The sequence below is a fragment of the Streptomyces sp. NPDC051105 genome (assembly GCF_040682795.1).
Lineage (GTDB): Bacteria > Actinomycetota > Actinomycetes > Streptomycetales > Streptomycetaceae > Streptomyces.
This window is the reverse complement of record NZ_JBFBBR010000008.1, coordinates 339,763-365,698: the sequence shown is the minus strand read 5'-3', so window position 1 is coordinate 365,698 and position 25,936 is coordinate 339,763. Positions and strand designations below refer to the sequence as shown.

At 73.3% G+C, this 25,936-nt stretch carries 21 protein-coding genes and 1 riboswitch; of the genes, 16 read left to right on the top strand and 5 right to left on the bottom strand.

Annotation, left to right across the window (positions count from 1 at the left end):
- Positions 1-127: 127 nt before the first annotated feature.
- Positions 128-1,255, bottom strand: coding sequence for an alpha/beta fold hydrolase (locus AB0N16_RS22115; RefSeq protein WP_365799167.1), 1,128 nt, complete (start codon positions 1,253-1,255; stop codon positions 128-130).
- 413 nt (positions 1,256-1,668) lie between these two features.
- The gene (locus AB0N16_RS22110; RefSeq protein WP_365799165.1) at positions 1,669-2,403 is read right to left on the bottom strand and encodes a class II aldolase/adducin family protein; all 735 of its coding nucleotides are present in this window, start codon (positions 2,401-2,403) and stop codon (positions 1,669-1,671) included.
- Between the two features lie 194 nt (positions 2,404-2,597).
- Here AB0N16_RS22110 and AB0N16_RS22105 point away from each other — a divergent pair, with 194 nt between their 5' ends.
- From AB0N16_RS22105 to cobI, 10 genes are all read left to right on the top strand, one after another.
- A complete protein-coding gene (locus AB0N16_RS22105) occupies positions 2,598-3,383 on the top strand; it encodes a lysozyme (protein ID WP_365799163.1) in 786 nt (261 codons plus the stop codon).
- Positions 3,384-3,557: 174 nt separating this feature from the next.
- Complete coding sequence (locus AB0N16_RS22100) at positions 3,558-4,811, top strand: inorganic phosphate transporter (protein WP_365799161.1); 1,254 nt, start codon at positions 3,558-3,560, stop codon at positions 4,809-4,811.
- Between the two features lie 19 nt (positions 4,812-4,830).
- Positions 4,831-5,058, top strand: a complete 228-nt coding sequence (locus AB0N16_RS22095; RefSeq protein WP_365799159.1) for a hypothetical protein — start codon at positions 4,831-4,833, stop codon at positions 5,056-5,058.
- Positions 5,059-5,199: 141 nt separating this feature from the next.
- Positions 5,200-5,340: riboswitch (cobalamin riboswitch) on the top strand.
- 100 nt (positions 5,341-5,440) lie between these two features.
- Positions 5,441-6,412 (top strand): cobalamin biosynthesis protein, encoded by a 972-nt coding sequence (locus AB0N16_RS22090; RefSeq protein WP_365799157.1) that lies wholly within the window; start codon positions 5,441-5,443, stop codon positions 6,410-6,412.
- Complete coding sequence (locus AB0N16_RS22085) at positions 6,409-7,956, top strand: cobyric acid synthase (RefSeq protein ID WP_365799155.1); 1,548 nt, start codon at positions 6,409-6,411, stop codon at positions 7,954-7,956. Before AB0N16_RS22090 ends, AB0N16_RS22085 begins: the two co-directional genes overlap by 4 nt.
- A complete protein-coding gene (cobN, locus tag AB0N16_RS22080) occupies positions 7,953-11,615 on the top strand; it encodes a cobaltochelatase subunit CobN (protein WP_365799153.1) in 3,663 nt (1,220 codons plus the stop codon). Before AB0N16_RS22085 ends, cobN begins: the two co-directional genes overlap by 4 nt.
- Positions 11,612-13,615 (top strand): putative cobaltochelatase, encoded by a 2,004-nt coding sequence (locus tag AB0N16_RS22075; protein ID WP_365799151.1) that lies wholly within the window; start codon positions 11,612-11,614, stop codon positions 13,613-13,615. Before cobN ends, AB0N16_RS22075 begins: the two co-directional genes overlap by 4 nt.
- Positions 13,615-14,223: a cob(I)yrinic acid a,c-diamide adenosyltransferase gene (cobO, locus tag AB0N16_RS22070; protein WP_365799149.1), complete on the top strand. Its 609-nt coding sequence runs from the start codon at positions 13,615-13,617 to the stop codon at positions 14,221-14,223. Before AB0N16_RS22075 ends, cobO begins: the two co-directional genes overlap by 1 nt.
- Positions 14,223-15,755, top strand: a complete 1,533-nt coding sequence (locus AB0N16_RS22065; protein WP_365799147.1) for a cobyrinate a,c-diamide synthase — start codon at positions 14,223-14,225, stop codon at positions 15,753-15,755. Before cobO ends, AB0N16_RS22065 begins: the two co-directional genes overlap by 1 nt.
- Positions 15,740-16,486, top strand: a complete 747-nt coding sequence (gene cobI, locus AB0N16_RS22060) for a precorrin-2 C(20)-methyltransferase (RefSeq protein WP_365799145.1) — start codon at positions 15,740-15,742, stop codon at positions 16,484-16,486. Before AB0N16_RS22065 ends, cobI begins: the two co-directional genes overlap by 16 nt.
- A 5-nt stretch (positions 16,487-16,491) precedes the next feature.
- Here cobI and AB0N16_RS22055 read toward each other — a convergent pair whose 3' ends face one another.
- Positions 16,492-17,220, bottom strand: a complete 729-nt coding sequence (locus tag AB0N16_RS22055) for a ZIP family metal transporter (protein ID WP_365799143.1) — start codon at positions 17,218-17,220, stop codon at positions 16,492-16,494.
- An 84-nt stretch (positions 17,221-17,304) separates the two neighbouring features.
- Between AB0N16_RS22055 and cobM the strand changes: the two genes are divergently transcribed.
- The 6 genes from cobM to cobC are packed head-to-tail and all read left to right on the top strand — an operon-like array spanning position 17,305 to position 23,664.
- Positions 17,305-18,165 carry a precorrin-4 C(11)-methyltransferase gene (cobM, locus tag AB0N16_RS22050; protein ID WP_365799141.1) on the top strand — a complete coding sequence of 287 codons (861 nt, stop codon included), beginning with the start codon at positions 17,305-17,307 and terminating at the stop codon, positions 18,163-18,165.
- The gene (gene cbiE, locus AB0N16_RS22045) at positions 18,162-19,394 is read left to right on the top strand and encodes a precorrin-6y C5,15-methyltransferase (decarboxylating) subunit CbiE (RefSeq protein WP_365799139.1); all 1,233 of its coding nucleotides are present in this window, start codon (positions 18,162-18,164) and stop codon (positions 19,392-19,394) included. The genes cobM and cbiE overlap by 4 nt, the downstream gene beginning before the upstream one ends.
- Positions 19,391-21,094, top strand: coding sequence for a precorrin-3B C(17)-methyltransferase (gene cobJ / locus AB0N16_RS22040; protein WP_365799137.1), 1,704 nt, complete (start codon positions 19,391-19,393; stop codon positions 21,092-21,094). The genes cbiE and cobJ overlap by 4 nt, the downstream gene beginning before the upstream one ends.
- Positions 21,091-21,675: a precorrin-8X methylmutase gene (locus AB0N16_RS22035; protein ID WP_365799135.1), complete on the top strand. Its 585-nt coding sequence runs from the start codon at positions 21,091-21,093 to the stop codon at positions 21,673-21,675. Before cobJ ends, AB0N16_RS22035 begins: the two co-directional genes overlap by 4 nt.
- The gene (locus tag AB0N16_RS22030) at positions 21,672-22,598 is read left to right on the top strand and encodes a sirohydrochlorin chelatase (protein WP_365799133.1); all 927 of its coding nucleotides are present in this window, start codon (positions 21,672-21,674) and stop codon (positions 22,596-22,598) included. The genes AB0N16_RS22035 and AB0N16_RS22030 overlap by 4 nt, the downstream gene beginning before the upstream one ends.
- Positions 22,588-23,664 carry an Rv2231c family pyridoxal phosphate-dependent protein CobC gene (gene cobC, locus AB0N16_RS22025; RefSeq protein ID WP_365799131.1) on the top strand — a complete coding sequence of 359 codons (1,077 nt, stop codon included), beginning with the start codon at positions 22,588-22,590 and terminating at the stop codon, positions 23,662-23,664. The genes AB0N16_RS22030 and cobC overlap by 11 nt, the downstream gene beginning before the upstream one ends.
- A 95-nt stretch (positions 23,665-23,759) precedes the next feature.
- Here cobC and AB0N16_RS22020 read toward each other — a convergent pair whose 3' ends face one another.
- Both AB0N16_RS22020 and AB0N16_RS22015 read right to left on the bottom strand, forming a co-directional pair.
- Positions 23,760-24,650, bottom strand: coding sequence for an SCO1860 family LAETG-anchored protein (locus tag AB0N16_RS22020; protein WP_365799129.1), 891 nt, complete (start codon positions 24,648-24,650; stop codon positions 23,760-23,762).
- A gap of 142 nt (positions 24,651-24,792) precedes the next feature.
- On the bottom strand, positions 24,793-25,884 hold the full coding sequence (locus tag AB0N16_RS22015) for an amidohydrolase family protein (RefSeq protein ID WP_365799127.1): 1,092 nt from the start codon (positions 25,882-25,884) through the stop codon (positions 24,793-24,795).
- Positions 25,885-25,936 lie beyond the last annotated feature (52 nt).

Here is a 25,936-nt window from a genome sequence, read left to right as displayed (position 1 = left end):
GCCTTAAACGGAACCCTCGGGACCGACTGGAATCGGGGCTTCCGGCTTGCGTCGGGGCCTGGTCAGGGAAGGGCCGCGCGTGCGGAGAAAATCACATCAAGGGCGCCATCTCGCACGAGAGGGGACATCACATCAGAGGCGTGAGGAACCGGCGCAGGCGCTCCTCGTACTGCTGGGGATCGGCGTTCCACATGGCGCTGTGCGGGGCGTCCGGCACGGTGTGCAGGGCGATGAGGTCGGGGCGCCGGGCGGCGAGCCGACGGGAGTACGTCCAAGGGGCCACCGCGTCGTCCGGGCCGTGGACGATCAGCGTGGGCACGGTGAGCTGCTCCGGGTCGACGGGGGCGCCGACGTGGTCGGCGTGCAGGCCGGCACGCCCCTGGGCGGCGCGCACCGCGAGCGGCAGCAGCGGCTCGGGGGTGTGCCGGGCCTGGGCGAGGGCCCGCAGGGTGGCCTCCCAGCTGAGCACCGGCGAGTCCAGGACCAGCCCGGAGACGCGCTCGCGCAGCGCCGAGTGGGCGGCGGCGCGCAGCGCCATGGTGGCGCCGGTGGACCAGCCGTACAGGACGACACGGCGGGCGCCGTAGCGGACGGCGTAGCGGATCGCCGCGTCCAGGTCGCGCCACTCGCTCTCGCCGAGGTGGTTCAGGCCGTCCCGGGAGCGCGGGGCGCCGAGGTCGCCGCGGTAGGCGAGGGCGAGGACGGGCAGGCGCCGGCCGTGCAGGAACCGCATGACGTTCATGGGGAGTTCGCGGGTGGTGCCGAGACCGTGCACCGCGATCACCCAGGTGTCCCGGTAGCCGGGCACGAACCAGGCGGGCAGCGAACCGAGTTCGCCGGGCAGGTCGACGTCGGCGTGGTCCAGGCCCAGGGCGGAGCCCGGGTTGCCGATGTGGACGTTGGGGGTGAGCCAGACCTTGTCGCCGGTCTCGAGGGTGCCGTGGGTCACCTGCTCCAGCCGCCGTACGACGGTGTCGGGGGTGCTCGCGGCGGACTCCAGGACGGCGCCGACGACCGCGTGCGAGCCGTCGCCGGCCAGGCCGTAGGTGCCGGGGCGCAGCGAGGCGAGGTCCCGGGTGAGGGTGACGCGGTCGGCCGCGGCGCCGTGCACGGTGAGCCGGGGCTCGGTGGGCAGGGGCCGGCCCGGCGGCGCCTTCAGCGCGGCGCCACTGGCGAACCTCCCCGCGGCCACGCCGGCCGCACCGGCGGCGAGTACGGCACCGACGGCGGCAGCCGTGACTTTGACTGGGCGCACCTGTCCAGTGTCGGGGCGGACCGGGACGGCGGCCAGTGGAGAAGGGGGCCGAGTGTCGCGCGGGCGGAGCTTTCGAGAGCGGGCCCACGGGTTCGGCACCGCCGGAAAGGTACGTCGCGGCGTGGCGCCCTCGAAGCGTGGCGCCGTCGAAGCGTGGCGCCGTCGAAGCGTGGCGCCGTCGAAGCGTGGCGCCTTCGCGGCGAAGGAAGGCAGCAGTGCGGCCAGAAGAACGCGACGAGAAGGAGGCGGCACGCCGTCACGAACGGGCGTCGCGGCCCGGCACCCTCGGGACGGACAGAACTCGGGCAGCGCTGCAGGACGAAGGCGGGCACGCCGGCACGGACCCACGGCCCGGCGCCCTCGCGGCGGAAAAGCTCAAGGAGTCCGACGAGAGGAAGCGGGCCCATCGGGGTTCACCCCGTCTGCTGGCCGTACCCCCGCAGCCGTTCCCCCACCTCCGCCACCTGTTCCGGTGACAGCAGGGTCGGGGTCAGACCCGGCACCGAGGACGCCGTCAGCCACAGGCGGCACATCCACTCCAGTTGGGCCGTGCGGTCGTAGGCCTGGGTCAGCGTGGTGCCGTAGGTGATCGTGCCGTGGTTCTGGAGGAGGCAGCCGGAGCGGTCGGTCAAGGCGCGGAGCATGTTCTCGGCCAACTCCTCGGTGCCGTATGTCGCATACGGGGCAACCCGGACGGCACCGCCGAGCGCGGCGGACATGTAGTGGATCGCCGGAAGCTCGGGGACCAGCGTCGAGACGGCCGTCGCGTGGACGGCGTGGGTGTGCACGACGGCACCGGCGTCCGTACCGCCGTAGATCGCGAGATGCATCGGCAGTTCGCTGGTCGGGACCAGGGTGCCGAGGACCTGGCGGCCGGTGAGGTCGACGCCCGTCACGTCGTCGGGGGTGAGCCGCTCGTACGGCACGCCCGACGGTGTGACCAGCACGGTGTCGCCGACGCGGACCGAGACGTTGCCGGAGGTGCCGACGACCAGTCCGTCGGCCACCGTACGGCGGGCGGTGGCGACGAGTTCGCGCCAGGCGCTCGCCTCCTCCGCGCGTACACCCCGCCTTCGCGGCTCCGACACACCCTGCGCGCCGCCGCGTCCGTCCCGTCCGTCGCGCTCGTGCCGCCCTTGCTCAGCCATGGCCCGATCCTGTCAGGCAGCGCCTCAACCGGCTTGTACGGCGGGCACTTTAGGCCGGACGTCCCGAATCCAGTAGAGGGCAAAACGGCACAAAAACCCCATTTCATGGCTTGGCCGAAGATCGCCGACGATACGCCGATCTTCCAATAATCTCTGGACGATTTTTCGTACACGTCGCCATTCCGGGGGGAAACATGGCCCGTGACCGCTCTCCGTCGCGCCACCGACGCCACCGACGCCACCACCACCGTCACCTCGCCCGCGGCCTCGCGGCGGCCGTGGCCGCGCTCGCCCTCTCGGGCGGCGCGACCGTGTTCGCCGGGCCGACGGCGTCCGCGGCGAGCCTGCCGAAGGGGCACGACGTCTCCTCGCACCAGGAGAACGTCGACTGGTCGGGCGCCAAGGCGAAAGGCGCCACGTTCGTCTACATCAAGGCGACCGAGTCCACCACCTACCGCAACCCGTACTTCGGCCAGCAGTACAACGGTTCACGCGAGGCCGGAATCATGCGGGGCGCCTACCACTTCGCCCTGCCGAACAAGTCGTCGGGCGCCCGGCAGGCCGCGTACTTCGCGGGCCATGGCGGCACCTGGACCGCGGACGGCTGGACCCTGCCGCCCGCGCTCGACATCGAGTACAACCCGTACGACAAGAAGCACAGGTGCTACGGGCTGAGCCACTCCACGATGATCAAGTGGATCAAGTCCTTCAGCGACGAACTGAAGCGGGAGACCGGTCAGCGGCCGGTGATCTACACGACCACCCACTGGTGGAACCTCTGCACCGGCGGCAGCAGCGCCTTCGCGGCGAGCCACGCCCTGTGGATCGCCCGCCACGGCTCGGCGGACGCGGGAGCACTGCCGGCCGGATGGTCGCACTGGACCTTCTGGCAGTACGACAACAGCGGCAGCCTGCCGGGTGACCAGAATCTCTTCAACGGGTCGGCGAGCCGGCTGAAGTCGTTCGCCAAGGGCTCCTAGCCAAGGGGCGACCGGGCCGCCGGACCGGAAACGGGACGGCGGCCTCGCCCGTCCCCGCACGCGATTACCTCGCGTCCGATCACAGACACCACAGAGACCACCTCAGTTCACCTTCCGTTCATCCAGATTGCCTACGGTCCAACGGCCGATGACCTCTATAGATTGTCTGGGTAAATGGAAAACTTCTCGCTGATCCTCGCGATTGTGGTGGTGACCGCACTCGCGTTCGATTTCACGAACGGTTTCCACGACACCGCCAACGCGATGGCCACGACCATCTCGACCGGCGCACTCAAGCCCAAGATCGCGGTGACCATGTCCGCCGCGCTGAACCTGGTGGGCGCCTTCCTCTCCGTGGAGGTCGCCAACACGATCTCCAAAGGCCTGGTCGACGAGAACGGCATCCGCCCCGAGGTCATCTTCGCCGCCCTGGTCGGCGCGATCCTCTGGAACCTGGTGACGTGGCTGGTGGGCCTGCCCTCCAGTTCCTCGCACGCCCTGATGGGCGGTCTGATCGGTGCCACCGTCGCCTCCGCCGGCTTCGGCGCGGTCCACGGCGACGTACTGGTCACCAAGGTCCTGCTCCCCGCGGTCGCCGCCCCCGTGGTCGCGGGCCTCGCGGCGATGCTCTCCACCCGCCTGTCGTACGCGATCGGCAAGAACGCCGACGACAACGCCACCCGCAAGGGCTTCCGCGCCGGCCAGATCGCCTCCGCCGGCCTGGTCTCACTCGCGCACGGCACCAACGACGCGCAGAAGACGATGGGCATCATCACCCTGGCGCTGGTCGCGGGCGGTGCCGTCGCACCCGACTCGAACCCTCCCACCTGGGTCATCCTCTCCGCCGGCCTCGCCATCGCGCTCGGCACCTACATCGGCGGCTGGCGGATCATCCGCACCATGGGCAAGGGCCTGACCGACCTCCAGCCGCAGCAGGGCTTCGCCGCCCAGACCAGCGCGGCCACCGCCATCCTGGCCTCGTCCCACCTCGGCTTCTCCCTCTCCACCACGCACGTCGTCTCCGGTTCCGTGATGGGCGCGGGCCTGGGCCGCAAGGGCGGCGCGGTCCGCTGGTCCACCGCGACCCGCATGATGATCGCCTGGGTGCTCACCCTCCCCGCGGCCGCGCTGGTCGGCGCGCTCGCCGAGTCCGTGACGGACCTCGGCGACTGGGGCACGGCGGTCGTCGCCGTCTTCCTCGTCGCCTCCAGCGGCGCGATCTGGAAGCTCTCCCGCCGCGAAGTGGTGGACAGCGCCAACGTCAACGACACCGACGGCGCGGAGCCGGCCGGCGTGGTGACCGCGGCGATGGCCGCCGTGACCCCGCCGCCCGCGGGCACGGTGACCGACGACCTCACCGCCACGATCCCGTCCCCCGCCCCGTCACCCGCGCCGGCCGCCGCCACCGACCCGGCCGCGACCGTCTGACCCCCGAGGAAGAACCGACATGAACATCGACTGGGCAGCCATCGGCTCCGTCTTCGGCGTCAGCCTCGTGGTCACCGTGGGCATGGTGGCCCTCTTCACCCTCGGCATCAAGGGCCTCTCCGCCCGCGAACGCGCCACGGCCCAGGGCAACTCCGCGGCCCTGGCCGTGACCGCCGCCTACCTGTGTTTCGCGGCCTGCGCGGCCGCCGTGGCCTACGGCATCCACCTGATCGTGGCCAAGGCCTGACCGGGCCGACCGCCCGCGGCCGCCGAAGGCTCCTCCCCGACCCGCTCGGGAGGAGCCTTCGGCATGTCCCACCAGCCCCGCTAAACCACCGGTGTGGGCCTTCCCACACACTCCCCTCGCAGGTCAACGGCAAGTTGACGGGTCTTCCGGAGGCGTGGTGGACTTCCGGAGCCAAGTACGGCGGCAAGAGAGGAAGCCGGTGCGAATCCGGCGCGGTCCCGCCACTGTCACCGGGGTAGCAATCCCCGGGAGCCAGGAACTCTCACCGCCGGTCTCGTCGAACCAGGGCGTGGACACCCTGAGTGAGGACATATCGCCATGCGCGGCTGCCGTTCGAGGTTGAGTACCAGGCCCGTTCCCGCCCCCGCGGCGGGCTGAGCCGATGGGTGCCGGTCGCGTCTTCGCGTACGGCGCCGCCGCCGGCCTTCTCGGCGATCTGCTGCTCGGCGATCCGCGCCGCGGGCACCCGGTCGCCGCGTTCGGGCGGGCGGCCGGAGCCGTCGAACAGGTGCTGTGGCGGGACCACCGCGGGTGGGGCGCGCTGCACACCGCGGTGTGCGCCGGCGGCGCCGTGACTCTGGGGGCCCTGGCCCAGCGGCTCGTACGACCGTCCACCGCCGCGTCCGTCGCGCTCACCGCGACCGCCACCTGGGCCGTCGTCGGGGGCACTTCACTCGCCCGGGAGGCCGGTGCCATCGGGCGCGCCCTGGAGGCGGGGGACGTCGAGGCCGCGCGGGCCCGGCTGCCGCATCTGTGCGGGAGGGACCCGCAGGCCCTGGACGCCGACGGGATCGCCCGGGCGGTCGTGGAGTCCGTCGCCGAGAACACCAGTGACGCGGTCGTGGGTGCGCTGGTGTGGGGGGCCGTGGGCGGGGTGCCGGGGCTGCTCGGGTTCCGGGCCGTCAACACCCTGGACGCCATGGTGGGTCACAAGTCGGCCCGGTACCGGCGGTACGGGTGGGCTTCGGCGCGGCTTGACGACGTGGCGGGCTGGCCGGGGGCCCGGCTCACCGCCGTACTGGCCGCGCTGGCCGGGGACGACGGGCGGGGGGCCGTACGGGCCTGGCGGGCCGACGCGGCCCAGCACCCGAGTCCCAACGCCGGGCCGGTGGAGGCGTCGTTCGCCGGGGCGCTGGGAGTACGGCTCGGCGGGACTCTGTCGTACGGCGGCCGGGTCGAGCATCGGCCTGTGCTGAACAGGGAGGGACGGACCGTGGAAGTCGCGGACATCGAACGGGCGGTGCGGTTGTCGCGGCGGGTGGGATGGCTGGCGCTCGGGGCCGGCGCGGCCGGGGCCCTGCTGCGCGGGGCGCTCTCGCGGCGCCCGGCACAGCGGTCGGGGGGTGCGTCATGAACGGCGGCGGTCTCCTCGTGGCCGGTACCACCTCCGACGCCGGGAAGAGCGTGGTCACCGCCGGTATCTGCCGGTGGCTGGTGCGGCAGGGCGTCAAGGTCGCGCCGTTCAAGGCGCAGAACATGTCCCTCAACTCCTTCGTCACGCGGGAGGGCGCCGAGATCGGGCGGGCCCAGGCCATGCAGGCACAGGCCTGCCGGGTCGAGCCGACCGCGCTGATGAACCCCGTGCTGCTCAAGCCGGGCGGCGAGCAGAGCAGCCAGGTCGTGCTGCTCGGGAAGCCGGTGGGCGAGCTCAGTGCACGCGGCTATCACGGCGGGCGGCAGCAGAAGCTGCTCGGGACCGTGCTCGACTGTCTCGCCGAGTTGCGGGGCACGTATGACGCGGTGATCTGTGAGGGGGCGGGCAGTCCGGCGGAGATCAATCTGCGCCGGACCGACATCGTGAACATGGGAATCGCGCGCAACGCGCGGATCCCGGTGCTCGTCGTCGGGGACATCGACCGCGGGGGCGTGTTCGCCTCCTTCTTCGGCACCGTGGCCCTGCTCTCGCCGGAGGACCAGGCCCTCGTCGCCGGGTTCCTCGTCAACAAGTTCCGGGGCGATGTCTCCCTGCTGGAGCCCGGCCTCGACATGCTGCACGGCCTCACCGGGCGGCACACCTACGGCGTGCTCCCCTTCCGGCACGGGCTCGGGATCGACGAGGAGGACGGGATGGGGGTCCCCCCGCGCGAGCGAAGCCGAGCGTGGGGGAGGGTCTCGCTGCGCGGGACCGTCCGGGAGTCGAACACGGCCCCGCCCGTCGGTGCGGACGTGCTGCGGGTCGCCGTCTGTGCCATCCCCCTGATGTCCAACTTCACGGACGTGGACGCGCTGGCCGCCGAACCGGGTGTCGTGGTGCGGTTCGTGGACCGGCCCGAGGAACTCGCCGACGCCGATCTCGTCGTGATCCCGGGGACCCGGGGGACGGTCCGGGCCCTGGAGTGGCTGCGGGAACGGGGGCTCGCAGACGCCCTGCGGCGCAGGGCCGCCGAGGGGCGGCCGGTGCTCGGCATCTGCGGCGGCTTCCAGGTCCTCGGGGAGCACATCGAGGACGAGGTCGAGAGCCGCCGCGGGCAGGTGGCCGGTCTCGGGGTCCTGCCCGTACGGGTTCGGTTCGCCCGGGAGAAGACCCTCACCCGGCCCGTCGGCGAGGCCCTCGGCGAGCGCGTCGAGGGGTACGAGATCCATCACGGAGTCGCCGAAGTCACCGGAGGGGAAGCCTTCCTGGACGGCTGCCGGGTCGGGCAGACCTGGGGCACCCACTGGCACGGCTCCCTGGAGTCGGACGGCTTCCGCCGGGCCTTTCTGCGCGAGGTGGCGGCCGCCGCGGGCCGCCGGTTCGTGCCGGCCCCCGACACCTCGTTCGCCGCGCTGCGCGAGGAGCAGCTCGACCGGCTCGGCGACCTGATCGAACAGCACGCGGACACCGACGCGCTCTGGCGGCTCATCGAGTCGGGCGCGCCGCAAGGACTGCCCTTCATCCCACCGGGAGCGCCCGCATGAGCACTGTGTTGTTGTTGTCGACCGCCGACACCGATCTGCTGGCGGCCCGGGCCGCCTCCGGTGCCGACTACCGGATCGGCAATCCGACGCGCGTCGACGTCACGGAGGAGCTGCCCGCGCTGATCGAGGGCGCGGACATCGCCGTCGTACGGCTGCTCGGCGGCAAGCGGGCCTGGGAGGACGGGCTCGCCGCGCTCCGGGCGTCCGGTGTGCCGACCGTGCTCCTGGGCGGCGAGACCGTGCCGGACGCCGAGTTGATGGCCGAGTCGTCGGTGCCGGCCGGTGTGGTCGCGGAGGCGCTGCGCTACCTCGTCGAGGGCGGCCCCGCGAACCTGCTGGAGCTGTCCCGGTTCCTGTCCGACACCGTGCTGCTGACCGGCGAGGGGTTCGCCGAGCCGCAGAAGATGCCCGAGTTCGGGGTGCACGGCTCCTACGAGATCCGGGCCGGCCGCCCCACGGTCGGGGTGCTCTTCTACCGGGCCCACGAACTGAGCGGCAACACCGCCTTCGTGGACACCCTGTGCGACGCGATCGAGGCGCGGGGCGCCAACGCCCTTCCGGTGTACTGCGGTTCGCTGCGCGGGGCGGACGCCGGGCTGTACGAGATCCTCGCCGGAGCCGACGCGCTGGTCGCCACCGTGCTGGCGGCCGGCGGCACCCACGCCTCGCAGGCCTCGGCCGGCGGTGACGAGGAGGCCTGGGACATCGGGGCGCTCGCCGATCTGAACGTCCCGGTGCTGCAGGGCCTCTGCCTGACCTCGTCGAAGAGCACCTGGGACGGATCCGACGCCGCCCTCTCCCCCATGGACGCGGCGATGCAGGTCGCCATCCCGGAGTTCGACGGACGGCTCATCACGGTCCCCTTCTCCTTCAAGGAGCGGGTCGACGACGACGGAGCCGACGTCCCGGTGTACGTCGCCGACCCCGAGCGGGCCGGACGGGTCGCCGGAATCGCCCTGCGGCACGCGCGGTTGAAGCACAAACCGAACGCGGACAAGCGCGTCGCGCTGGTCTTCACCGCCTACCCGACCAAGCACTCGCGGGTCGGCAACGCGGTCGGTCTTGACACGCCGGCCTCGGCGGTGCGGGTCCTGGACGCCCTCAAGGAGGCCGGCTACGGCGTCACCGAATACCCCTCCGGCGGGGACGAGTTGATCCACCGTCTGATCGAGGCCGGCGGGCACGACGTGGAGTGGCTGACCGAGGAGCAGCTGGCCTCGGCGCCCGCAAGGGTGCCGCTCGCGGACTACCGGGCGTGGTTCGAGAAGCTCGACCCTCAGCTGCGGGACGCGATGACCGAGGCGTGGGGCGAGCCGCCGGGCTCCCTCTACGTCGACGGCGACGACATCGTCCTCGCCTCCCTGCGGTTCGGGAACGTCGTCGTGATGATCCAGCCGCCGCGCGGCTTCGGCGAGAACCCGATCGCGATCTACCACGACCCGGACATGCCGCCGTCGCACCACTACATGGCGGCCTACCGGTGGCTCGAGAACTCCTTCGGCGCGGACGCGGTCGTGCACATGGGCAAGCACGGCACGATGGAATGGCTGCCCGGCAAGGGGCTCGGGCTGAGCGCCGGCTGCGCACCCGACGCGGTCCTCGGCGAGCTGCCCCTGATCTACCCGTTCATCGTCAACGACCCCGGCGAGGGCACCCAGGCCAAGCGGCGCGGACACGCCACCGTCGTCGACCATCTGGTCCCGCCGATGGCCCGTGCCGACACCTACGGCGACCTGGCCAAGCTGGAACAGCTGCTCGACGAGTACGCGCTGGTCTCCGACCTGGACCCGACGAAGGCACCGGCCGTGCGGGCGCAGATCTGGACGCTGGTCAAGGCGGCCGAGCTCCACCACGACCTGCATGTGGACGACCAGCCGGACGACGCCGACTTCGACGAGTTCGTCATGCACATCGACGGCTATCTGTGCGAGATCAAGGACGTGCAGATCCGCGACGGCCTGCACATCCTCGGCGGTGGTCCGGTCGGCGAGGCGCGCGTGAACCTGGTGCTGGCCGTGCTGCGGGCCTCGCAGGTGTGGGGCGGGCAGGCCAACGCGCTGCCGGGGCTCAGGGCCTCGCTGGCCGCGCACTTCGGTCTGGCCGAGAAGGAGCTGCTCGCCGAGCCGGGTGCGCCGGTGAAGGTGCCGGTCGAGCTGTCCGATCTCGTCGAGGGTCCGGCCCGCACGGCCGCCGACGCCATCGACCTGCTGGAGCAGCTCTGCCGACGGATCGCGGAAGGGATGGAGGAGCGCGACTGGGCCGTCTCGGACAGCCGTTCCCTCATCCGTGACGTCCTCGGCACCGAACTCCCCGAGGCCGTCGCCGTGCTGGAGTTCGCCTGCGCCGAGGTGGTCCCCCGGCTGGCCCGCACCACGGACGAGATCGGCCACATCCTCAAGGCACTCGACGGCGGTTACGTACCGGCGGGGCCGTCCGGCTCCCCCACCCGTGGGCTGGTCAACGTCCTGCCGACCGGCCGCAACTTCTACTCGGTCGACCCCAAGGCCATTCCCTCCCGGCTGAGCTGGGAGGTCGGCCAGTCCCTCGCCGACTCGCTGGTGCAGCGGTACCTCCAGGACACCGGTGCGTACCCGAAGTCCGTCGGGCTGACGGTGTGGGGCACCTCCGCGATGCGCACCCAGGGCGACGACATCGCCGAGATCCTGGCACTGCTGGGCTGCCGTCCGGTCTGGGACGAGGCGTCGCGGCGCGTGACCGGCTTCGAGGTGGTCCCGCTGGACGAACTGGGCCGGCCGCGCATCGACGTCACGGTCCGGATCTCCGGCTTCTTCCGGGACGCGTTCCCGCACGTGGTCGGGCTGATCGACGACGCCGTGCGCAAGGTCGCCGAACTGGACGAACCCGCCGACCGGAACTACGTGCGCGCCCACGCCGACGAGGACACCGCCGAGCACGGCGACCGGCGACGCGCCACCGCCCGTATCTTCGGCTCCAAGCCGGGCGCGTACGGCGCGGGCCTGCTGCCGCTGATCGACGCCCGCAACTGGCGCTCCGACGCCGACCTCGCCGAGGTGTACGCCGTCTGGGGCGGCTACGCCTACGGGCGCGGACTCGACGGGCGGGCGGCGCGCGGGGACATGGAGACCGCGTTCCGGCGGATCGCGGTCGCCGCGAAGAACGTGGACACGCGCGAGCACGACCTGGTCGACGCCGACGACTACTTCCAGTACCACGGCGGCATGGTCGCGATGGTGCGCCATCTGACCGGCACCAACCCCGAGGCGTACGTGGGTGATTCGGCCACGCCCGACCAGGTGAAGACCCGCACCCTCGGCGAGGAGACGCACCGCGTCTTCCGGGCCCGGGTGGTCAACCCGCGCTGGATGGCGGCCATGCGCCGGCACGGCTACAAGGGCGCCTTCGAGATGGCGGCGACCGTCGACTACCTCTTCGGCTATGACGCCACGGCCGGGGTGGTGGACGACTGGATGTACGAGAAGCTCAGCGCGGAGTACGTCTTCGACGCGGAGAACCGGGACTTCATGAAGAAGTCCAACCCGTGGGCGCTGCGCGGCATCACCGAACGGCTCCTGGAGGCCGCCGACCGGGGCCTGTGGGCCGAGCCGGACTCGGACACCCTGGAGCGGCTGCGCGCCACCTACCTGGAGCTCGAAGGCGACTTGGAGGGCGACCAGTGACCACCCCCTTCCCCTTTACGGCCGTCGTCGGCCAGGACGACCTGCGGCTGGCGCTGCTGCTGAACGCCGTGTCGCCGGCGGTCGGCGGCGTGCTGGTGCGCGGCGAGAAGGGCACCGCCAAGTCCACGGCAGTACGCGCCCTTTCGGTGCTGCTGCCGGCCGTGGACGTCGTCGCCGGCTGCCGCTTCTCCTGCGACCCGGCCGCCCCGGACCCGGCCTGCCCGGACGGACCGCACGAGCCCGGTGCCTTCGAGTCCCGCCCGGCGCGCATGGTCGAACTGCCGGTCGGCGCCTCCGAGGACCGGCTGGTCGGCGCCCTCGACATCGAACGGGCCCTGGCGGAGGGCGTGAAGGCCTTCGAGCCGGGCCTGCTGGCCGACGCCCACCGGGGCATCCTCTACGTCGACGAGGTCAACCTCCTCCACGACCACCTGGTCGACCTGCTGCTGGACGCGGCCGCGATGGGCGCCTCGTACGTGGAGCGCGAGGGTGTCTCGGTACGGCACGCCGCGAAGTTCCTGCTCGTCGGCACCATGAACCCCGAAGAGGGCGAGCTGCGGCCGCAGTTGCTGGACCGGTTCGGACTGACCGTGGAGGTGGCCGCCTCCCGCGAGCCCGACCAGCGGGTGGAGGTCGTACGGCGACGGCTCGCGTACGACGACGATCCGGCCGGTTTCGCGGCGCGCTGGGCCGACGAGGAGGCCGCCGTACGGCAACGGATCGTGGCGGCACGGGCGTTGCTGCCGTCGGTGCGGCTGGGCGACGGGGCGCTGCGGCAGATAGCGGCGACCTGCGCGGCCTTCGAGGTCGACGGTATGCGCGCCGACATCGTGATGGCGCGGACGGCGACCGCGCTGGCCGCGTGGGCCGGGCGGACCGAGGTGCTGGCGGAGGACGTCCGGCAGGCGGCGCTGCTCGCGCTGCCGCACCGCAGGCGCCGTAACCCCTTCGACGCGCCGGGCCTCGACGAGGACAAGCTGGACCAGACGCTGGAGGAGTTCTCCGGGGAGTCCGAGGACGACGATCCCGATCCGGACGGTCCCGGCGGGGGCGGCGGCCGGCCGGCGCCCGACGACGGCGACCCGCAGGGCGGCGACACGGGTGCGCGGCCCGAGGCCGGGGAGGACGGCGAGCCGCAGGCCTCCGGCGGCGGCTCGGGCGAGCAGGCGCCGACGCGGGCCGCCGAGCCCTTCCGCACCAAGGTGCTGACCGTGCCGGGGATCGGCACCGGCGCCGCCGGCCGGCGGTCCCGGGCACGCACCGAGCACGGCCGTACGACGGGTGCGCGGCGGCCCCGGGGTGCCCTGACCAAGCTGCACCTGGCGGCGACCGTGCAGGCCGCCGCCCCGCACCAGCGGGCGCGTGGACGGTCCGGTCCTGGCCTGGTGGTCCGGCGGGACGATCTGCGGCAGGCGGCCCGGGAGGGGCGGGAGGGCAACCTCGTGCTGTTCCTGGTCGACGCGTCCGGGTCGATGGCGGCCCGGCAGCGGATGAGCGCCGTGAAGGGGGCCGTGCTGTCGCTGCTGCTCGACGCGTACCAGCGGCGGGACAAGGTGGGGCTGGTGACCTTCCGGGGCTCGGCCGCCGATGTGGCGCTGCCGCCGACCTCGTCCGTGGACGCGGCGGCGGCCCGGCTGGAGGCGCTGCCGACCGGGGGGCGTACGCCCCTCGCCGCCGGGTTGCTCAAGGCGCATGACGTGCTGCGGGTGGAGCGGTTGCGGGATCCGGCGCGGCGGGCGCTCGTCGTCGTGGTGACGGACGGGCGGGCCACCGGTGGGCCGGAGCCGGTCGCGCTCGCCGGGCGGGCGGCGCGGCTGTTCGCGGCCGACGGGGTCGCCTCGGTGGTCGTGGACTGCGAGTCGGGGCCGGTACGGCTCGGGCTCGCCAGGCAGTTGGCCGGTGAGCTGGGCGGTACGGCGGTGACGCTCGACGAGTTGCGGGCGGACTCGATCGCCGGGCTGGTCAAGGACGTGCAGAGTCGTTCAAGGAGGGCCGCGTAGTGCCGCAGGGACAGCCGAGTGTCGTACCGGACGACGGACTGACGACCCGTCAGCGTCGTAATCGGCCTCTTGTCGTCGTGCACACGGGCGTCGGCAAGGGCAAGTCCACCGCCGCGTTCGGGCTGGCGCTGCGCGCCTGGAACCAGGGGTGGCCGATCGGGGTGTTCCAGTTCGTCAAGTCGGCGAAGTGGAAGGTCGGCGAGGAGCGGGCGCTGCGGGTGCTCGGCGACTCCGGGGAGGGCGGGACCGTCGCCTGGCACAAGATGGGCGAGGGGTGGTCCTGGGTGCAGCGGGATCTCCAGGGGGACAACTACAGCAACGAGGAGAAGGCCCGGGAGGGCTGGGAGCAGGTCAAGCGGGACCTGGCGGCGGAGACGTACCAGCTGTACGTGCTCGACGAGTTCGCGTACCCCATGCACTGGGGGTGGGTGGACACCGACGAGGTCGTCGAGGTGCTGCGGAACCGTCCCGGGAACCAGCATGTCGTGATCACCGGGCGGAACGCGCCGGAGCGGCTGGTGGACTTCGCCGACCTCGTCACCGACATGTCCAAGGTCAAGCACCCGATGGACGTGGGGCAGAAGGGGCAGAGGGGCATCGAGTGGTGATGTCTTCCGTCCCACGGCTGGTCATCGCCGCGCCGTCGTCCGGCAGCGGCAAGACCACCGTTGCCACGGGGTTGATGGCCGCGTTCGCCGCGCGGGGGCTCGCCGTGTCCCCGCACAAGGTCGGGCCGGACTACATCGACCCCGGGTACCACGCGCTCGCGACCGGGCGGGTGGGGCGGAACCTCGACGCGTATCTGTGCGGGCCGGAGCTGATCGGGCCGCTGTTCGCGCACGGTGCGCGCGGCTGCGACGTCGCCGTGGTCGAGGGTGTGATGGGGCTGTACGACGGGGCCGCCGGGGAAGGTGAGCTGGCGTCCACCGCTCATGTCGCGAAGTTGCTGCGGGCGCCGGTGGTACTGGTCGTGGACGCGTCGTCGCAGTCGCGGTCGGTGGCTGCGCTGGTGCACGGGTTCGCGTCCTGGGATCCGGAGGTGCGGGTCGGGGGCGTGATCCTGAACAAGGTGGCGTCGGACCGGCACGAGGAGTTGCTGCGGGAGGCGCTGGAGTCTTCCGGGGTGCCGGTGTTCGGCGTGCTGCGGCGGGTGGCTCAGGTGGCTACGCCGTCGCGGCATCTGGGGTTGGTGCCGGTCGCCGAGCGGCGGGGTGAGGCGGTGGACGCGGTGGGGGCGATGGCCGCGCGGGTCTCCGACGGGTGTGACCTGGAAGCGCTGCTGGGGCTGGCCCGGGGGGCCGGTGTGGTGCCGGGTGCGGCGTGGGATGCGGGTGCGGCCTTGGCTTCCGTGGTTTCCTCGCCCCCGCCGCCCCTACCCTCCCCCACTCTCGGCTTCGCTCGAGCGGGGGGACCCCCATCCTCACCAGGGGCGGGCGCCCCTTCGGCCCCGGCTTCGGGGGCTGCCGCCCCCGGACCCCCGCTTCGGCCTGAACGGCCTCGTCCTCAAACGCCGGACGGGCTGAATGCCGGGGGTGCGCGGCCCGTGGTCGCTGTTGCCTCCGGGGCCGCCTTCACCTTCTCCTATGCCGAGCACACCGAGTTGCTGGTCGCCGCCGGGGCCGAGGTCATGCCGTTCGATCCGCTGCGGGACGAGCGACTGCCGGACGGCACACGGGGGTTGGTCGTCGGCGGGGGGTTCCCCGAGGTGTACGCCGCCGAGCTGTCCGCCAACGAGCCGCTGCGCAAGGCCGTCGGTGCCCTCGCTCAGAGCGGTGCTCCGGTCGCCGCCGAGTGTGCCGGTCTGCTCTATCTGTGCCGGGAGCTGGACGGGCTGGCGATGTGCGGCGTGCTGGACGTCCGCGCGCGGATGACCGAGCGGCTGACTCTCGGCTACCGGGACGCGGTCGCCGTGAGCGACAGTGTGCTGGCCGTCGCCGGCACGCGGATGCGGGGGCACGAGTTTCACCGGACCGCGGTCGAGCCGGGGGCCGGTGCGGCGCCCGCGTGGGGTGTGCGCACCCCCCGGCCGCGGGTCGAGGGTTTTGTACAGCAGGGTGTGCACGCGAGTTATCTGCACACGCACTGGGCGGCCGAGCCCGGTGTGGCCCGAAGGTTCGTGGAGAGGTGCCGGACGTCATGAGCAGCAGCAGGTTGACCGGAGTCGGGGTGGGTCCCGGCGATCCCGAGCTGGTGACCGTCAAGGGGGTCAACGCCCTGCGCGCGGCCGATGTCGTCGTCGTACCCGTGATGGACACGGGTGAGCGGGGGCGTGCCGAGGCGACGGTGTTGCACTACGTCGCCGCGGACAAGGTCGTCCGGGTCGTGTTCGCGCTGAACGAGCGCACTGACCGGGGGCGGCGCGAGGCCGCCTGGGACGCGGCGGGCGCCAAGGTCGCGGAGTTGCTGCGCGAGCACGGGTCCGTCGCCTTCGCCACCATCGGGGACCCGAACGTCTACTCGACCTTCACCTATCTCGCGCAGACCATCGCCGGGCTGGTGCCGGGCGTGGTCGTGGAGACCGTGCCCGGCATCACCGCGATGCAGGACCTCGCCGCCCGTTCCGGTGCCGTGCTCACCGAGGGGACCGAGCCGCTGACGCTGGTGCCGGTGACGGCGGGCGCCGAGGTGCTGAAGGACGCGCTGAGCGGGCCGGGGACGGTCGTGGCGTACAAGTTCGGGCGGCAGGCCGGTGCGGTCGCCGAGGCGCTGCGGGAGACCGGGCGGATCGCGGACGCCGTGTGGGGGTCGGCGCTGGGGCTTGACGAGGAGTCCATCAGGCCCGCCGCCGACCTCGACGGTTCCCCGCTGCCGTATCTCTCCACGCTCATCGCCCCGCCGCGCCGGGACGGTGGCAGAGGCGGGAAACTGTGAGCGCCTCAGCCCGAGATGCCCACCACCAGCCAGATGAAGGCGGCCCCGGCCACCGTGCACAGCAGGGTGGAGCGGGCCGGGTGTTCGTGGTGGGCCTCGGGGAGGATCTCGGCGGCGGCCAGATAGAGCAGGACACCGCCGAAGAGGCCGAGATAGCCGCCGAGCACGGTCTCCGGGATGGTGAAGAAGACGGTCGACAGGGCGCCCAGGACGGGCGCGCACGCGTCGGCGATCAGCATGCCTATCGCCCGGCGGCGGGCGTTGCCGTAGAGGCTGGTGATGGTGAACGTGTTGAAGCCGTCCGCGAAGTCGTGCGCGATCACGGCCAGCGCGACCGCCGCGCCCATGCCGCCGCCCACCTGGAAGGCCGCGCCGATCGCCACGCCGTCCATCGCGCTGTGCCCGACCATCGCACCGGCCGCCGTCAGGCCCACCTCGGGCGCCCGGTGACCGTGCTCGGCGCCGCCGTGCGCGGCCTGCCGGAGGGCCAGCGTGCGTTCCACCAGATGGGCCAGCAGGAACCCGGCCACGAAGAGCAGCAGAGCGGCCGGTACGCCGAAGATCTCCCGGCCGGCCGCGTGCAGGGCCTCCGGCAGCAGGTCGAGGCCGACCACCCCGAGCATCAGGCCGCCGGCCAGGCCCAGGACCAGATGGCGACGGTCGGTCACGCGCTGTGCCGTCCAGCCGCCGGCCAGCGTCATCAGGAACGCGCCGAGCGCGACGAAGACCGCCATGTGCCCTTGCTATCCGATCGAACCGCCCCAGCGCACATCCTGCAGCACCCGTAACACCGTTTGTCCAGAGAGGACCGATTTTCCATGGCCGATGCCGCTGCCTCTGCCGCTGTCGCGGCCACTGCCTTCGGCGCCGCCCCCACCGGCAAGGTGACCTTCGTCGGGGCCGGCCCCGGCGCCGCCGATCTGCTGACGTTCCGGGCCGCGCGTGCGATCGCCGAGGCCGACGTGGTGATCTGGGCCGCGAGCCTGGTCCAGGCGGAGGTCCTGCAGCACGCGCGCGAGGACGCCGAGATCCTCGACTCGGCGACGATGTCGTTGGAGGACGTCGTCGCCGTCTACGAGCGGGCCCGGGCGCAGGGGCTGCGGGTCGCCCGGATCCACTCCGGCGATCCGGCCCTGTGGGGCGGTACCCAGGAGCAGGTCGACCGGTGTGCCGGGATCGGCGTCGAGGTCGAGATCGTGCCGGGCGTGTCCTCCTTCTCGGCCGTCGCCGCGCTCGCCCAGCGCGAGCTGACCATTCCCGAGGTCGCCCAGTCCGTCGTCCTGACCCGGCTCGGCGGCGGCAAGACGCCGATGCCGCCGGGCGAGGAGGTACGGGAGTTCGCCCGGCACGGCACCACCATGGCGATCTTCCTCTCCGCCGCGCGCAGCGGGCAGCTGGTGCGGGAACTGCTGGAGGGCGGCTATCCGACGTCGACACCGGTGGTCGTCGCCTACCAGGCGACCTGGCCGGAGGAACTGGTCGTGAGGTGCACGATCGAGACGCTGGAGGAGACGGTCAAGGAGCACAAGCTCTGGAAGCACACCCTGTTCCTGGTCGGCCCCGCCCTGGACGCCCACGGCACCCGCTCGCACCTCTACCACCCCGGCCACTTCCACGGCTTCCGCAAGGCCGACCCGGAGGCGCGGAAGGCGCTGCGCGAGCGGGGGGCCAGTACATGATCACGGTCATCGGTACGGGGACGGGGGCGCCCCTGGCTGCGGAGGCGCTGGCCGGGGCCGAGCTGGTGGTCGGCGGCCGGCGGCACCTGGACGCGGTCCGGCTGCCGGAGGGGGCCGAACGGATCGTCCTCGGGCCGCTGGCGCCCGCGCTCGACGCCATCGAGGAGTACGCCGGCAAGGACCGGGCCGTGGCCGTGCTGGCCTCCGGCGACCCCGGGTTCTTCGGGATCGTGCGGGCGCTGGCCGAGCGGTTCGGGCCGGAGCGGCTGGAGGTGCGGGCGGGGGTGTCGTCCGTCGCCGCCGCGTTCGCACGGGTCGGGCTGCCGTGGGACGACGCGGTGGTGGTGAGCGCGCACGGGCGGGAGCCGCGTACGGCGGTCCACGTCTGCCGGGCGCATCCGAAGGTGGCGGTGCTGACGGGTCCCGGGGCGGGCCCGGCGGAGCTGGGGGCCGCGGTACCGGCGGACCGGCGGCTCGTCGTCGCGAGCGCGCTCGGTGATCCCGAGCGGGAGCGCGTCGAGTGGGTCACGCCCGCCGAGGCCGCCGGCCGGGACTGGGGAGCGGACGTCAGCGTGGTGCTGTGTCTGGACCCGGCGCGGGCGCTCGGTGCGGTGCGTACCGTCGCCGGGGTGCCCGCCGGGCCTGCCCGATGGGCCCTGGACGAGCGGGAGTTCGCGCACCGGGACTCGATGATCACCAAGTTCGAGGTCCGGGCGCTGGCGCTGGCCCGGCTCGGACCACGCCTCGGCGACCTGGTCTGGGACGTCGGCGCGGGTTCCGGGTCGGTGGCGGTGGAGTGCGCCCGGCTGGGGGCGGCCGTCGTCGCCGTGGAGAAGGCCGCGGACGGGGTCGAGCGGATCGCCGCCAACGCGCGGGCGCACGGCGTGTACGTGGACGTGGTGCACGGTACGGCGCCCGAGGCCCTGGCCGGACTCCCGGATCCCGACGCCGTGTTCGTCGGCGGCGGGGGCCAGGAGCTGCCCGCCGTGGTCGGCGCCTGCGCGCTGCGGGCCCGGCGGTCGGTGGTGGTCGCGCTGGCCGCCCTGGACCGGGTACCGGCGGCGCGCGAGGCGCTGACCGGTGCCGGGTTCTCCTGCGACGGTGTGCTGCTGCAGTCCTCGCGTCTCGCGCCGCTGCCGGGTGACGTGACCCGGCTGGCGGCGGCCAATCCCGTGTTCCTGCTGTGGGGGTCCCGAATCCCCCTTTCCGAAGAAGGAGTTGCTCAGTGATCGGCCTCATTTCCGCCACCGCGGCGGGGGCGGCGGCACGCGACCGGCTGGCCGCGGCGTGGCCGGACCGCACGCGGGTGTACGACGGCCCGGTCGGGGACGCCGTGCGGTCCGCGTTCGCGGAGTGCGGGCAACTGGTGTGTTTCCTGGCCACGGGGGCGGTGGTCCGGCTGATCGCCCCGCTGCTGGGCGAGAAGACGGCCGACCCGGGTGTGGTGTGCGTCGACGAGGGCGGGCGGTTCGCCGTGTCCCTGGTCGGCGGGCACGCGGGCGGCGCGAACGAACTCGCCCGGGAGGTGGGCGAGGTACTGGCCGCGCGGCCGGTGGTGACCACCGCGACGGACTCCGTCGGACTGCCCGGCCTCGACACCCTGGGCTTCCCGGTCGAGGGCTCGGTGGCGACCGTGTCACGGGCCCTGCTGGACGGTGAACCGGTCGCCCTGCGCACCGAGCTGACGTGGCCGCTGCCCCCGCTGCCGTTGGCCGGGGAGGGCGCGTACACGGTCCGGCTGACCGACCGGGCGGTCGAACCCGCCGAGCGCGAGGTGCTGTTGCGCCCGCCGTCCCTCGTCGTGGGCGTCGGCGCCTCCAAGGGCGCTCCCGTCGACGAGGTGCTCACCCTCGTCGAGGAGGCGTTGCGGGACGCGGGGCTCTCCCCTCGTAGCATCGCCGAACTCGCCACCGTCGACGCCAAGGCCGAGGAGCCCGGCATCGTCGAGGCGGCCGCCCGGCTCGGGGTCCCCCTGGTGACGTACGCCGCCGAGGAGTTGGCCGCGGTAGCGGTGCCCAACCCCTCCGACGCGCCCCTGACCGCCGTCGGCACCCCGTCCGTCGCGGAGGCCGCGGCCCTGGTGCGCGGCGGCGAACTGCTCGTCCCCAAGCGGAAGTCGGCCCCTGCGGACGGCCGGCCCGCCATGGCGACCTGTGCCGTCGTACGGCGACTCGCGCGCGGGCGGCTCGCGGTCGTCGGGCTCGGACCCGGCGCCCGCGATCTGCTCACCCCGCGCGCCAAGGCCGAACTCCGGCGCGCCTCCGTGCTCGTCGGGCTCGACCAGTACGTCGACCAGATCCGCGACCTGCTGCGGCCCGGTACCCGCGTCCTGGAGTCGGGTCTCGGCGCCGAGGAGGAGCGGGCGCGGACCGCGGTCGCCGAGGCGCGGGCCGGGCATGCCGTCGCCCTGATCGGCAGCGGGGACGCCGGCGTGTACGCGATGGCCTCCCCCGCGCTCGCCGAGGCCTCCGACGACATCGACGTGGTCGGCGTCCCGGGCGTCACCGCGGCGCTCGCCGCCGGGGCGATCCTGGGCGCGCCGCTCGGCCACGACCATGTCTCCATCAGCCTGTCCGACCTGCACACGCCGTGGGAGGTCATCGAGCGCCGGGTGCGGGCCGCCGCCGAGGCGGACATCGTGGTCACCTTCTACAACCCGCGCTCCCGGGGCCGTGACTGGCAGCTGCCGAAGGCGCTCGCGATCCTCGCCGAGCACCGCGAGCCGACGACGCCGGTCGGTGTCGTACGCAACGCCTCGCGCCCCGACGAGTCGAGCCGGGTGACCACCCTGGGCGCGCTGGACCCGGCGTGGGTCGACATGATGACCGTCGTGACGGTGGGCAACACCGCGACCCGGAACATCGCCGGGCGCATGGTCACGCCGCGCGGTTACCGCTGGCAGGAAAGCGTTCCGGAGGGGGCCGAGTGAACCGGGTCGTCCACCCCATCGAGGAGGAGTCCTTCCGGCGGCTGCGGGCCCGCCTGGACACCTCGCACTTCCCGCCGCTGACCCGCGCCGTGGTGGAACGGGTCATCCACTCCGCCGCCGACCTGGAGTACGCGAGCGACCTCGTGACCGACGAGGGCGACCTGGCGAAGGCGCATGCCGCGCTGCACGCCGGGGCGCCGGTCGTCGTGGACGTGGAGATGGTCGCCGCCGGGATCACCCGCCGGGAGACCGTGTGCCGGCTGAAGGACGCCGAGTCCGGTCCCGGCCTGACCCGTTCCGCGCACGCGATCCGCCTCGCGTACGAGCAGGTGGGGCCCGGAGCGCTCTGGGTGATCGGCAACGCGCCGACCGCCCTGGAGGAACTGCTGACACTGGACGCCTCCCCCGTGCTCGTCATCGGCCTGCCCGTCGGCTTCGTCGGCGCGGCCGAGTCCAAGGCCGCGTTGCGCGAGAGCGGGCTGCCCGCCGTGAGCAACGTGTCCGAGAAGGGCGGTTCGGCGGTCGCCGCCGCCGCGCTCAACGCCCTGCTGTACCACCCCACTTCCGAGGAGACGCTGTGACCACCCCGCCCGCCCTGCTCATCGCCGGCCATGGCACCCGGGACGAAGCCGGGGCCGAGGCGTTCCGCGACTTCGTACGGGAGCTGGGGCGCCGCCACCCCGAACTGCCCGTCGCCGGCGGCTTCATCGAGCTGTCCCCGCCCCCGCTGGGCGAGGCCGTGACCGAGCTGGTCGAGCGGGGGGTACGACGGTTCGCCGCCGTTCCGCTGATGCTGGTCTCCGCCGGCCACGCCAAGGGCGACATCCCGGCCGCGCTGGCCCGGGAGAAGGAACGGCACCCGGGGATCTCGTACACGTACGGGCGTCCGCTGGGCCCGCACCCCTCGCTGCTGGCCGTGCTCGAGCGGCGGCTGGACGAGGCGCTGGGCGACGGCGGGGGACGCGCCCCGATGGACCGGGCGGACGTGACCGTGCTGCTGGTGGGCCGGGGTTCCACGGACCCCGACGCCAACGCCGAGGTGCACAGGGCGGCGCGGCTGCTGTGGGAGGGGCGCGGGTACGCCGGGGTGGAGACCGCGTTCGTGTCGCTGGCCGCGCCCGACGTGCCGAGCGGACTCGACCGGTGCCTGAAACTGGGGGCGCGCCGGATCGTCGTCCTGCCGTACTTCCTGTTCACCGGGATCCTGCCGGAGCGGGTGCGGCAGCAGACCGAGGGCTGGGCGGCCGCGCACCCCGAGGCCGAGGTGCGCTCGGCGGACGTCATCGGGCCCGAGCCGGAGCTGCTCGACCTGGTGATGGAGCGGTACCGGGAGGCGGCCGCCGGCGAGGTGCGGATGAACTGCGACTCGTGTGTGTACCGGATCGCGATGCCCGGTTTCGAGGACAAGGTGGGGCTGCCGCAGCAGCCGCACTTCCATCCCGACGACGACGGCGACCACCACGGCCACCATCATCACCACGGCGGGCACGCGCATGCGCACTGACGGCGGCTCCGGAGGCACGCACGACCTACGGCACCACGGTGACGCCGAGGTCCGTGACGACGGTTCCGCGCTGATCGACCTCGCGGTCAACGTACGGGCAGACACTCCCCCGGCCTGGCTGCGGGAGCGGATCGCCGGATCGCTGGCCGGTCTCGCGGCCTATCCCGACGGGCGGGCGGCGCGGGCGGCGGTCGCGGCGCGGCACGGGCTGCCGGTGGAGCGGGTGCTGCTGACGGCGGGTGCGGCGGAGGCGTTCGTGCTGCTGGCGCGTGCGCTGAAGGTGCGCCGGCCGGTGGTGGTGCATCCGCAGTTCACCGAGCCGGAGGCGGCGCTGCGGGACGCGGGGCACACCGTGGACCGGGTGCTGCTGCGGGAGTCGGACGGATTCCGGCTCGATCCGGCGGCCGTGCCGGAGGACGCCGACCTGGTGCTGATCGGCAATCCGACCAACCCCACGTCGGTACTGCATCCCGCCGAGGCGATCGTCCGGCTCGCCCGGCCCGGACGGACGCTGGTGGTCGACGAGGCGTTCATGGACGCGGTGCCGGGTGAGCGGGAGGCGCTGGCCGGACGGACCGATGTGCCGGGGCTGGTGGTGCTGCGCAGTCTGACGAAGACTTGGGGGCTGGCCGGCTTGCGGGTCGGCTATGTGCTGGCCGCGCCGGAGATCGTCGCCGAGCTGGCGCGGGCGCAGCCGTTGTGGCCGGTGTCGGCGCCGGCGTTGGTGGCGGCCGAGGCGTGTGTGGCGCCGCGGGCGCTGGCGGAGGCGGCGCATGCGGCGCACCGGGGGGCGGCCGACCGGGCCCATCTGGTGGCCGGACTGGAGGAGTTCGCGCCGGAGGGGGTACGGGTGGCGGGGCCCGCGGAGGGGCCGTTCGTGCTCGTCCGGATGGCCGGGGCGGCCGCGGTGCGGCGGCAGCTGCGGGTGTTGGGGTACGCGGTGCGGCGGGGGGACACGTTTCCGGGGCTGGACGAGGAGTGGGTGCGGGTCGCGGTGCGGGACCGGGGGACGGTGAACGGGTTCTTGCTGGCGCTGGATCAGGCGCTGAATCTGGTCCGAGGCTGAAGAGGGGGGACTGCGCGCCGTTGTCGAGTGCCGGTTGTCCGTGGCTGGGCGCGCAGTTCCCCGCGCCCCTGTGGGGCGCGTCCCGGTGAGCGTCGCTAAGAGCGCTTGCGGCGAGCCGGCAAGACCGTTCCTGCGCCCGCCAGGAGCAACGCCAGCGCGCCGCCCACCACGTACGGCGTCACCGAACTCCCGCCCGTCTCCGCCAGCTTGGTCTCCTTCGCCGGGGCGCCCTGGGGCTTGACGTCGGTCACCGGGCCGGCCGGGTCCGGAGGTGTCTCGCAGGTCGCCTTCGCCAGGGTCAACGTTCCTTCCACGTCGGCCACGTTCAGCTTCAGCGGGTTCACGGAGATCTTGAGTTCGAGGGCGCTGGCCGCCGCCGTGTGCGACGTCGTCTCGCGCTGGGAGAGGTCCAGGCGGACCTCACCGACGCCGGGGACCTTGACGTCGGTGGGGCCGCCCGCGCTCAGCGTCACCCGCTTGCCGAGGACCGTGACGGCGCCGAGCACGTTCGCGGAGGCCACCGGCTGTCTGCCGGTCTCGCAGGTGGCCTTGGAGGTGACCGTGTCGAGTTCGACGAGGGACAGCAGGGGCAGGCCCGGCAGGTGCAGCCGGGCGTGGGCGAGGCGGACCGAGCCCTCGGCCAGGTTCTCGGAGACCGTCGCCTTCGCGGAGGCGACGTCCGCGCGGAGGACGCTGAACGGCTTGCCGCCGTCCACTCCGTCGAGCGTGGCGGTCAGCGCGGTGCGGTCGGCGCTCCGCGGTGCCTGGACCTCGTTCAGGGAGACCGCGAGCGGGACGTTCACGGTCTTTTCGAGGAGGGAGACGTCCAGGCCGGTGCGGAGGACGACCGCGCTCGCGCGGCCCTGCCCGGTGGTCGCGTGTGCGGTGCCCGCGCCGGCCAGGGCCGCGGGACCGGCGACCAGGGCGGTGGCCGTCGCGACGGTCGCGAGACGGCGTGCGGGCATGCGGAATGTGTCGCTGTTCAAGGCGGTGGGACCCCCAGAGGAAACTTGCTCGGGACCCGCCAAGAATTACGCACTGTGGGTGAACAGGCGGCAATCCTCCGCTACTTCACTCATTAGTGGACTTTCCGCGAATACATTCGAGTCGCCGGGCACAGGCGTTCCTTTACTCGACGACCTGCCCGTTCAGCACCACCCGGCGGGGGGACGCGAGGACGCGTACGTCCGCGCGCGGGTCGCTTTCGTACACCACCAGGTCCGCCGGTGCGCCCTCCTCCAGACCGGGCCTGCCGAGCCAGGCGCGGGCCGCCCAGCTGGTCGCCGCGAGCGCGTCGACGGGCGGGATCCCGGCGGTGACCAGCTCGGCGACCTCGCCCGCGACCAGGCCGTGGGCGAGGCTGCCGCCGGCGTCCGTGCCGACGTACACCGGGATGCCGGCGTCGTAGGCGGCGCGGACGGTGTCGTAGCGGCGCTCGTGGAGCCGGCGCATATGGGCCGACCAGCGGGGGAACTTGGCCTCGCCGCCCGCCGCGAGGTCGGGGAAGGTGGCGATGTTGACGAGGGTGGGGACGATGGCGACACCGCGCGCGGCGAAGAGGGGGATCAGCTCCTCCGTCAGGCCGGTCGCGTGCTCGATGCAGTCGATGCCGGCCTCGACCAGGTCCTGGAGCGAGTTCTCGGCGAAGCAGTGGGCGGTGACCCGGGCGCCCAGCCGGTGCGCCTCCGTGATCGCCGCCTCCACCGCGTCCCGCGGCCAGCTGGGGGCCAGGTCGCCGAGGTCGCGGTCGATCCAGTCGCCGACCAGCTTGACCCAGCCGTCGCCGCGCCGGGCCTCCTGGGCGACGTACGCGACCAGGTCCGCCGGCTCGATCTCGTGGGCGAAGTTCCTTATGTAGCGGCGGGTGCGGGCGATGTGCCGGCCGGCCCGGATGATCTTCGGAAGGTCCTCGCGGTCGTCGACCCAGCGGGTGTCGGAGGGCGACCCGGCGTCCCGGATCAGCAGCGTGCCGGCCTCGCGGTCGGTGAGGGCCTGCGACTCGGCTGTCGCCGGGTCGACCGGCCCCTGTGGGCCGAGGCCGACATGACAGTGAGCGTCCACCAGGCCGGGGAGGGCCCAGCCTTCGACGGTCCGGATGTCTTGGGTGCCGAAGGGGCGGTCGTAGGAGATGCGTCCGCCGAGGACCCACAGTTCGTCGCGGACATCGTCGGGGCCGACAAGGATCCGTCCCCTTACGTGCAGCACCGCTTGATCGCTCATGGGACGCACGATAGTTCGTCGGGTGCGGGTGCGTCGTGGCTGGTCGCGCCCG

Excerpts from the sequence above, each read along its gene's own strand:
- AB0N16_RS22110 (WP_365799165.1), bottom strand. The coding sequence starts at position 2,403 with ATGGCTGAGCAAGGGCGGCACGAGCGCGACGGACGGGACGGACGCGGC.
- AB0N16_RS22105 (WP_365799163.1), top strand. The coding sequence starts at position 2,598 with ATGGCCCGTGACCGCTCTCCGTCGCGCCACCGACGCCACCGACGCCAC.
- AB0N16_RS22100 (WP_365799161.1), top strand. The coding sequence starts at position 3,558 with ATGGAAAACTTCTCGCTGATCCTCGCGATTGTGGTGGTGACCGCACTC.
- AB0N16_RS22095 (WP_365799159.1), top strand. The coding sequence starts at position 4,831 with ATGAACATCGACTGGGCAGCCATCGGCTCCGTCTTCGGCGTCAGCCTC.
- AB0N16_RS22090 (WP_365799157.1), top strand. The coding sequence starts at position 5,441 with ATGGGTGCCGGTCGCGTCTTCGCGTACGGCGCCGCCGCCGGCCTTCTC.
- AB0N16_RS22085 (WP_365799155.1), top strand. The coding sequence starts at position 6,409 with ATGAACGGCGGCGGTCTCCTCGTGGCCGGTACCACCTCCGACGCCGGG.
- cobN (WP_365799153.1), top strand. The coding sequence starts at position 7,953 with ATGAGCACTGTGTTGTTGTTGTCGACCGCCGACACCGATCTGCTGGCG.
- AB0N16_RS22065 (WP_365799147.1), top strand. The coding sequence starts at position 14,223 with ATGTCTTCCGTCCCACGGCTGGTCATCGCCGCGCCGTCGTCCGGCAGC.
- AB0N16_RS22055 (WP_365799143.1), bottom strand. The coding sequence starts at position 17,220 with ATGGCGGTCTTCGTCGCGCTCGGCGCGTTCCTGATGACGCTGGCCGGC.
- cobM (WP_365799141.1), top strand. The coding sequence starts at position 17,305 with ATGGCCGATGCCGCTGCCTCTGCCGCTGTCGCGGCCACTGCCTTCGGC.
- cbiE (WP_365799139.1), top strand. The coding sequence starts at position 18,162 with ATGATCACGGTCATCGGTACGGGGACGGGGGCGCCCCTGGCTGCGGAG.
- cobC (WP_365799131.1), top strand. The coding sequence starts at position 22,588 with ATGCGCACTGACGGCGGCTCCGGAGGCACGCACGACCTACGGCACCAC.
- AB0N16_RS22015 (WP_365799127.1), bottom strand. The coding sequence starts at position 25,884 with ATGAGCGATCAAGCGGTGCTGCACGTAAGGGGACGGATCCTTGTCGGC.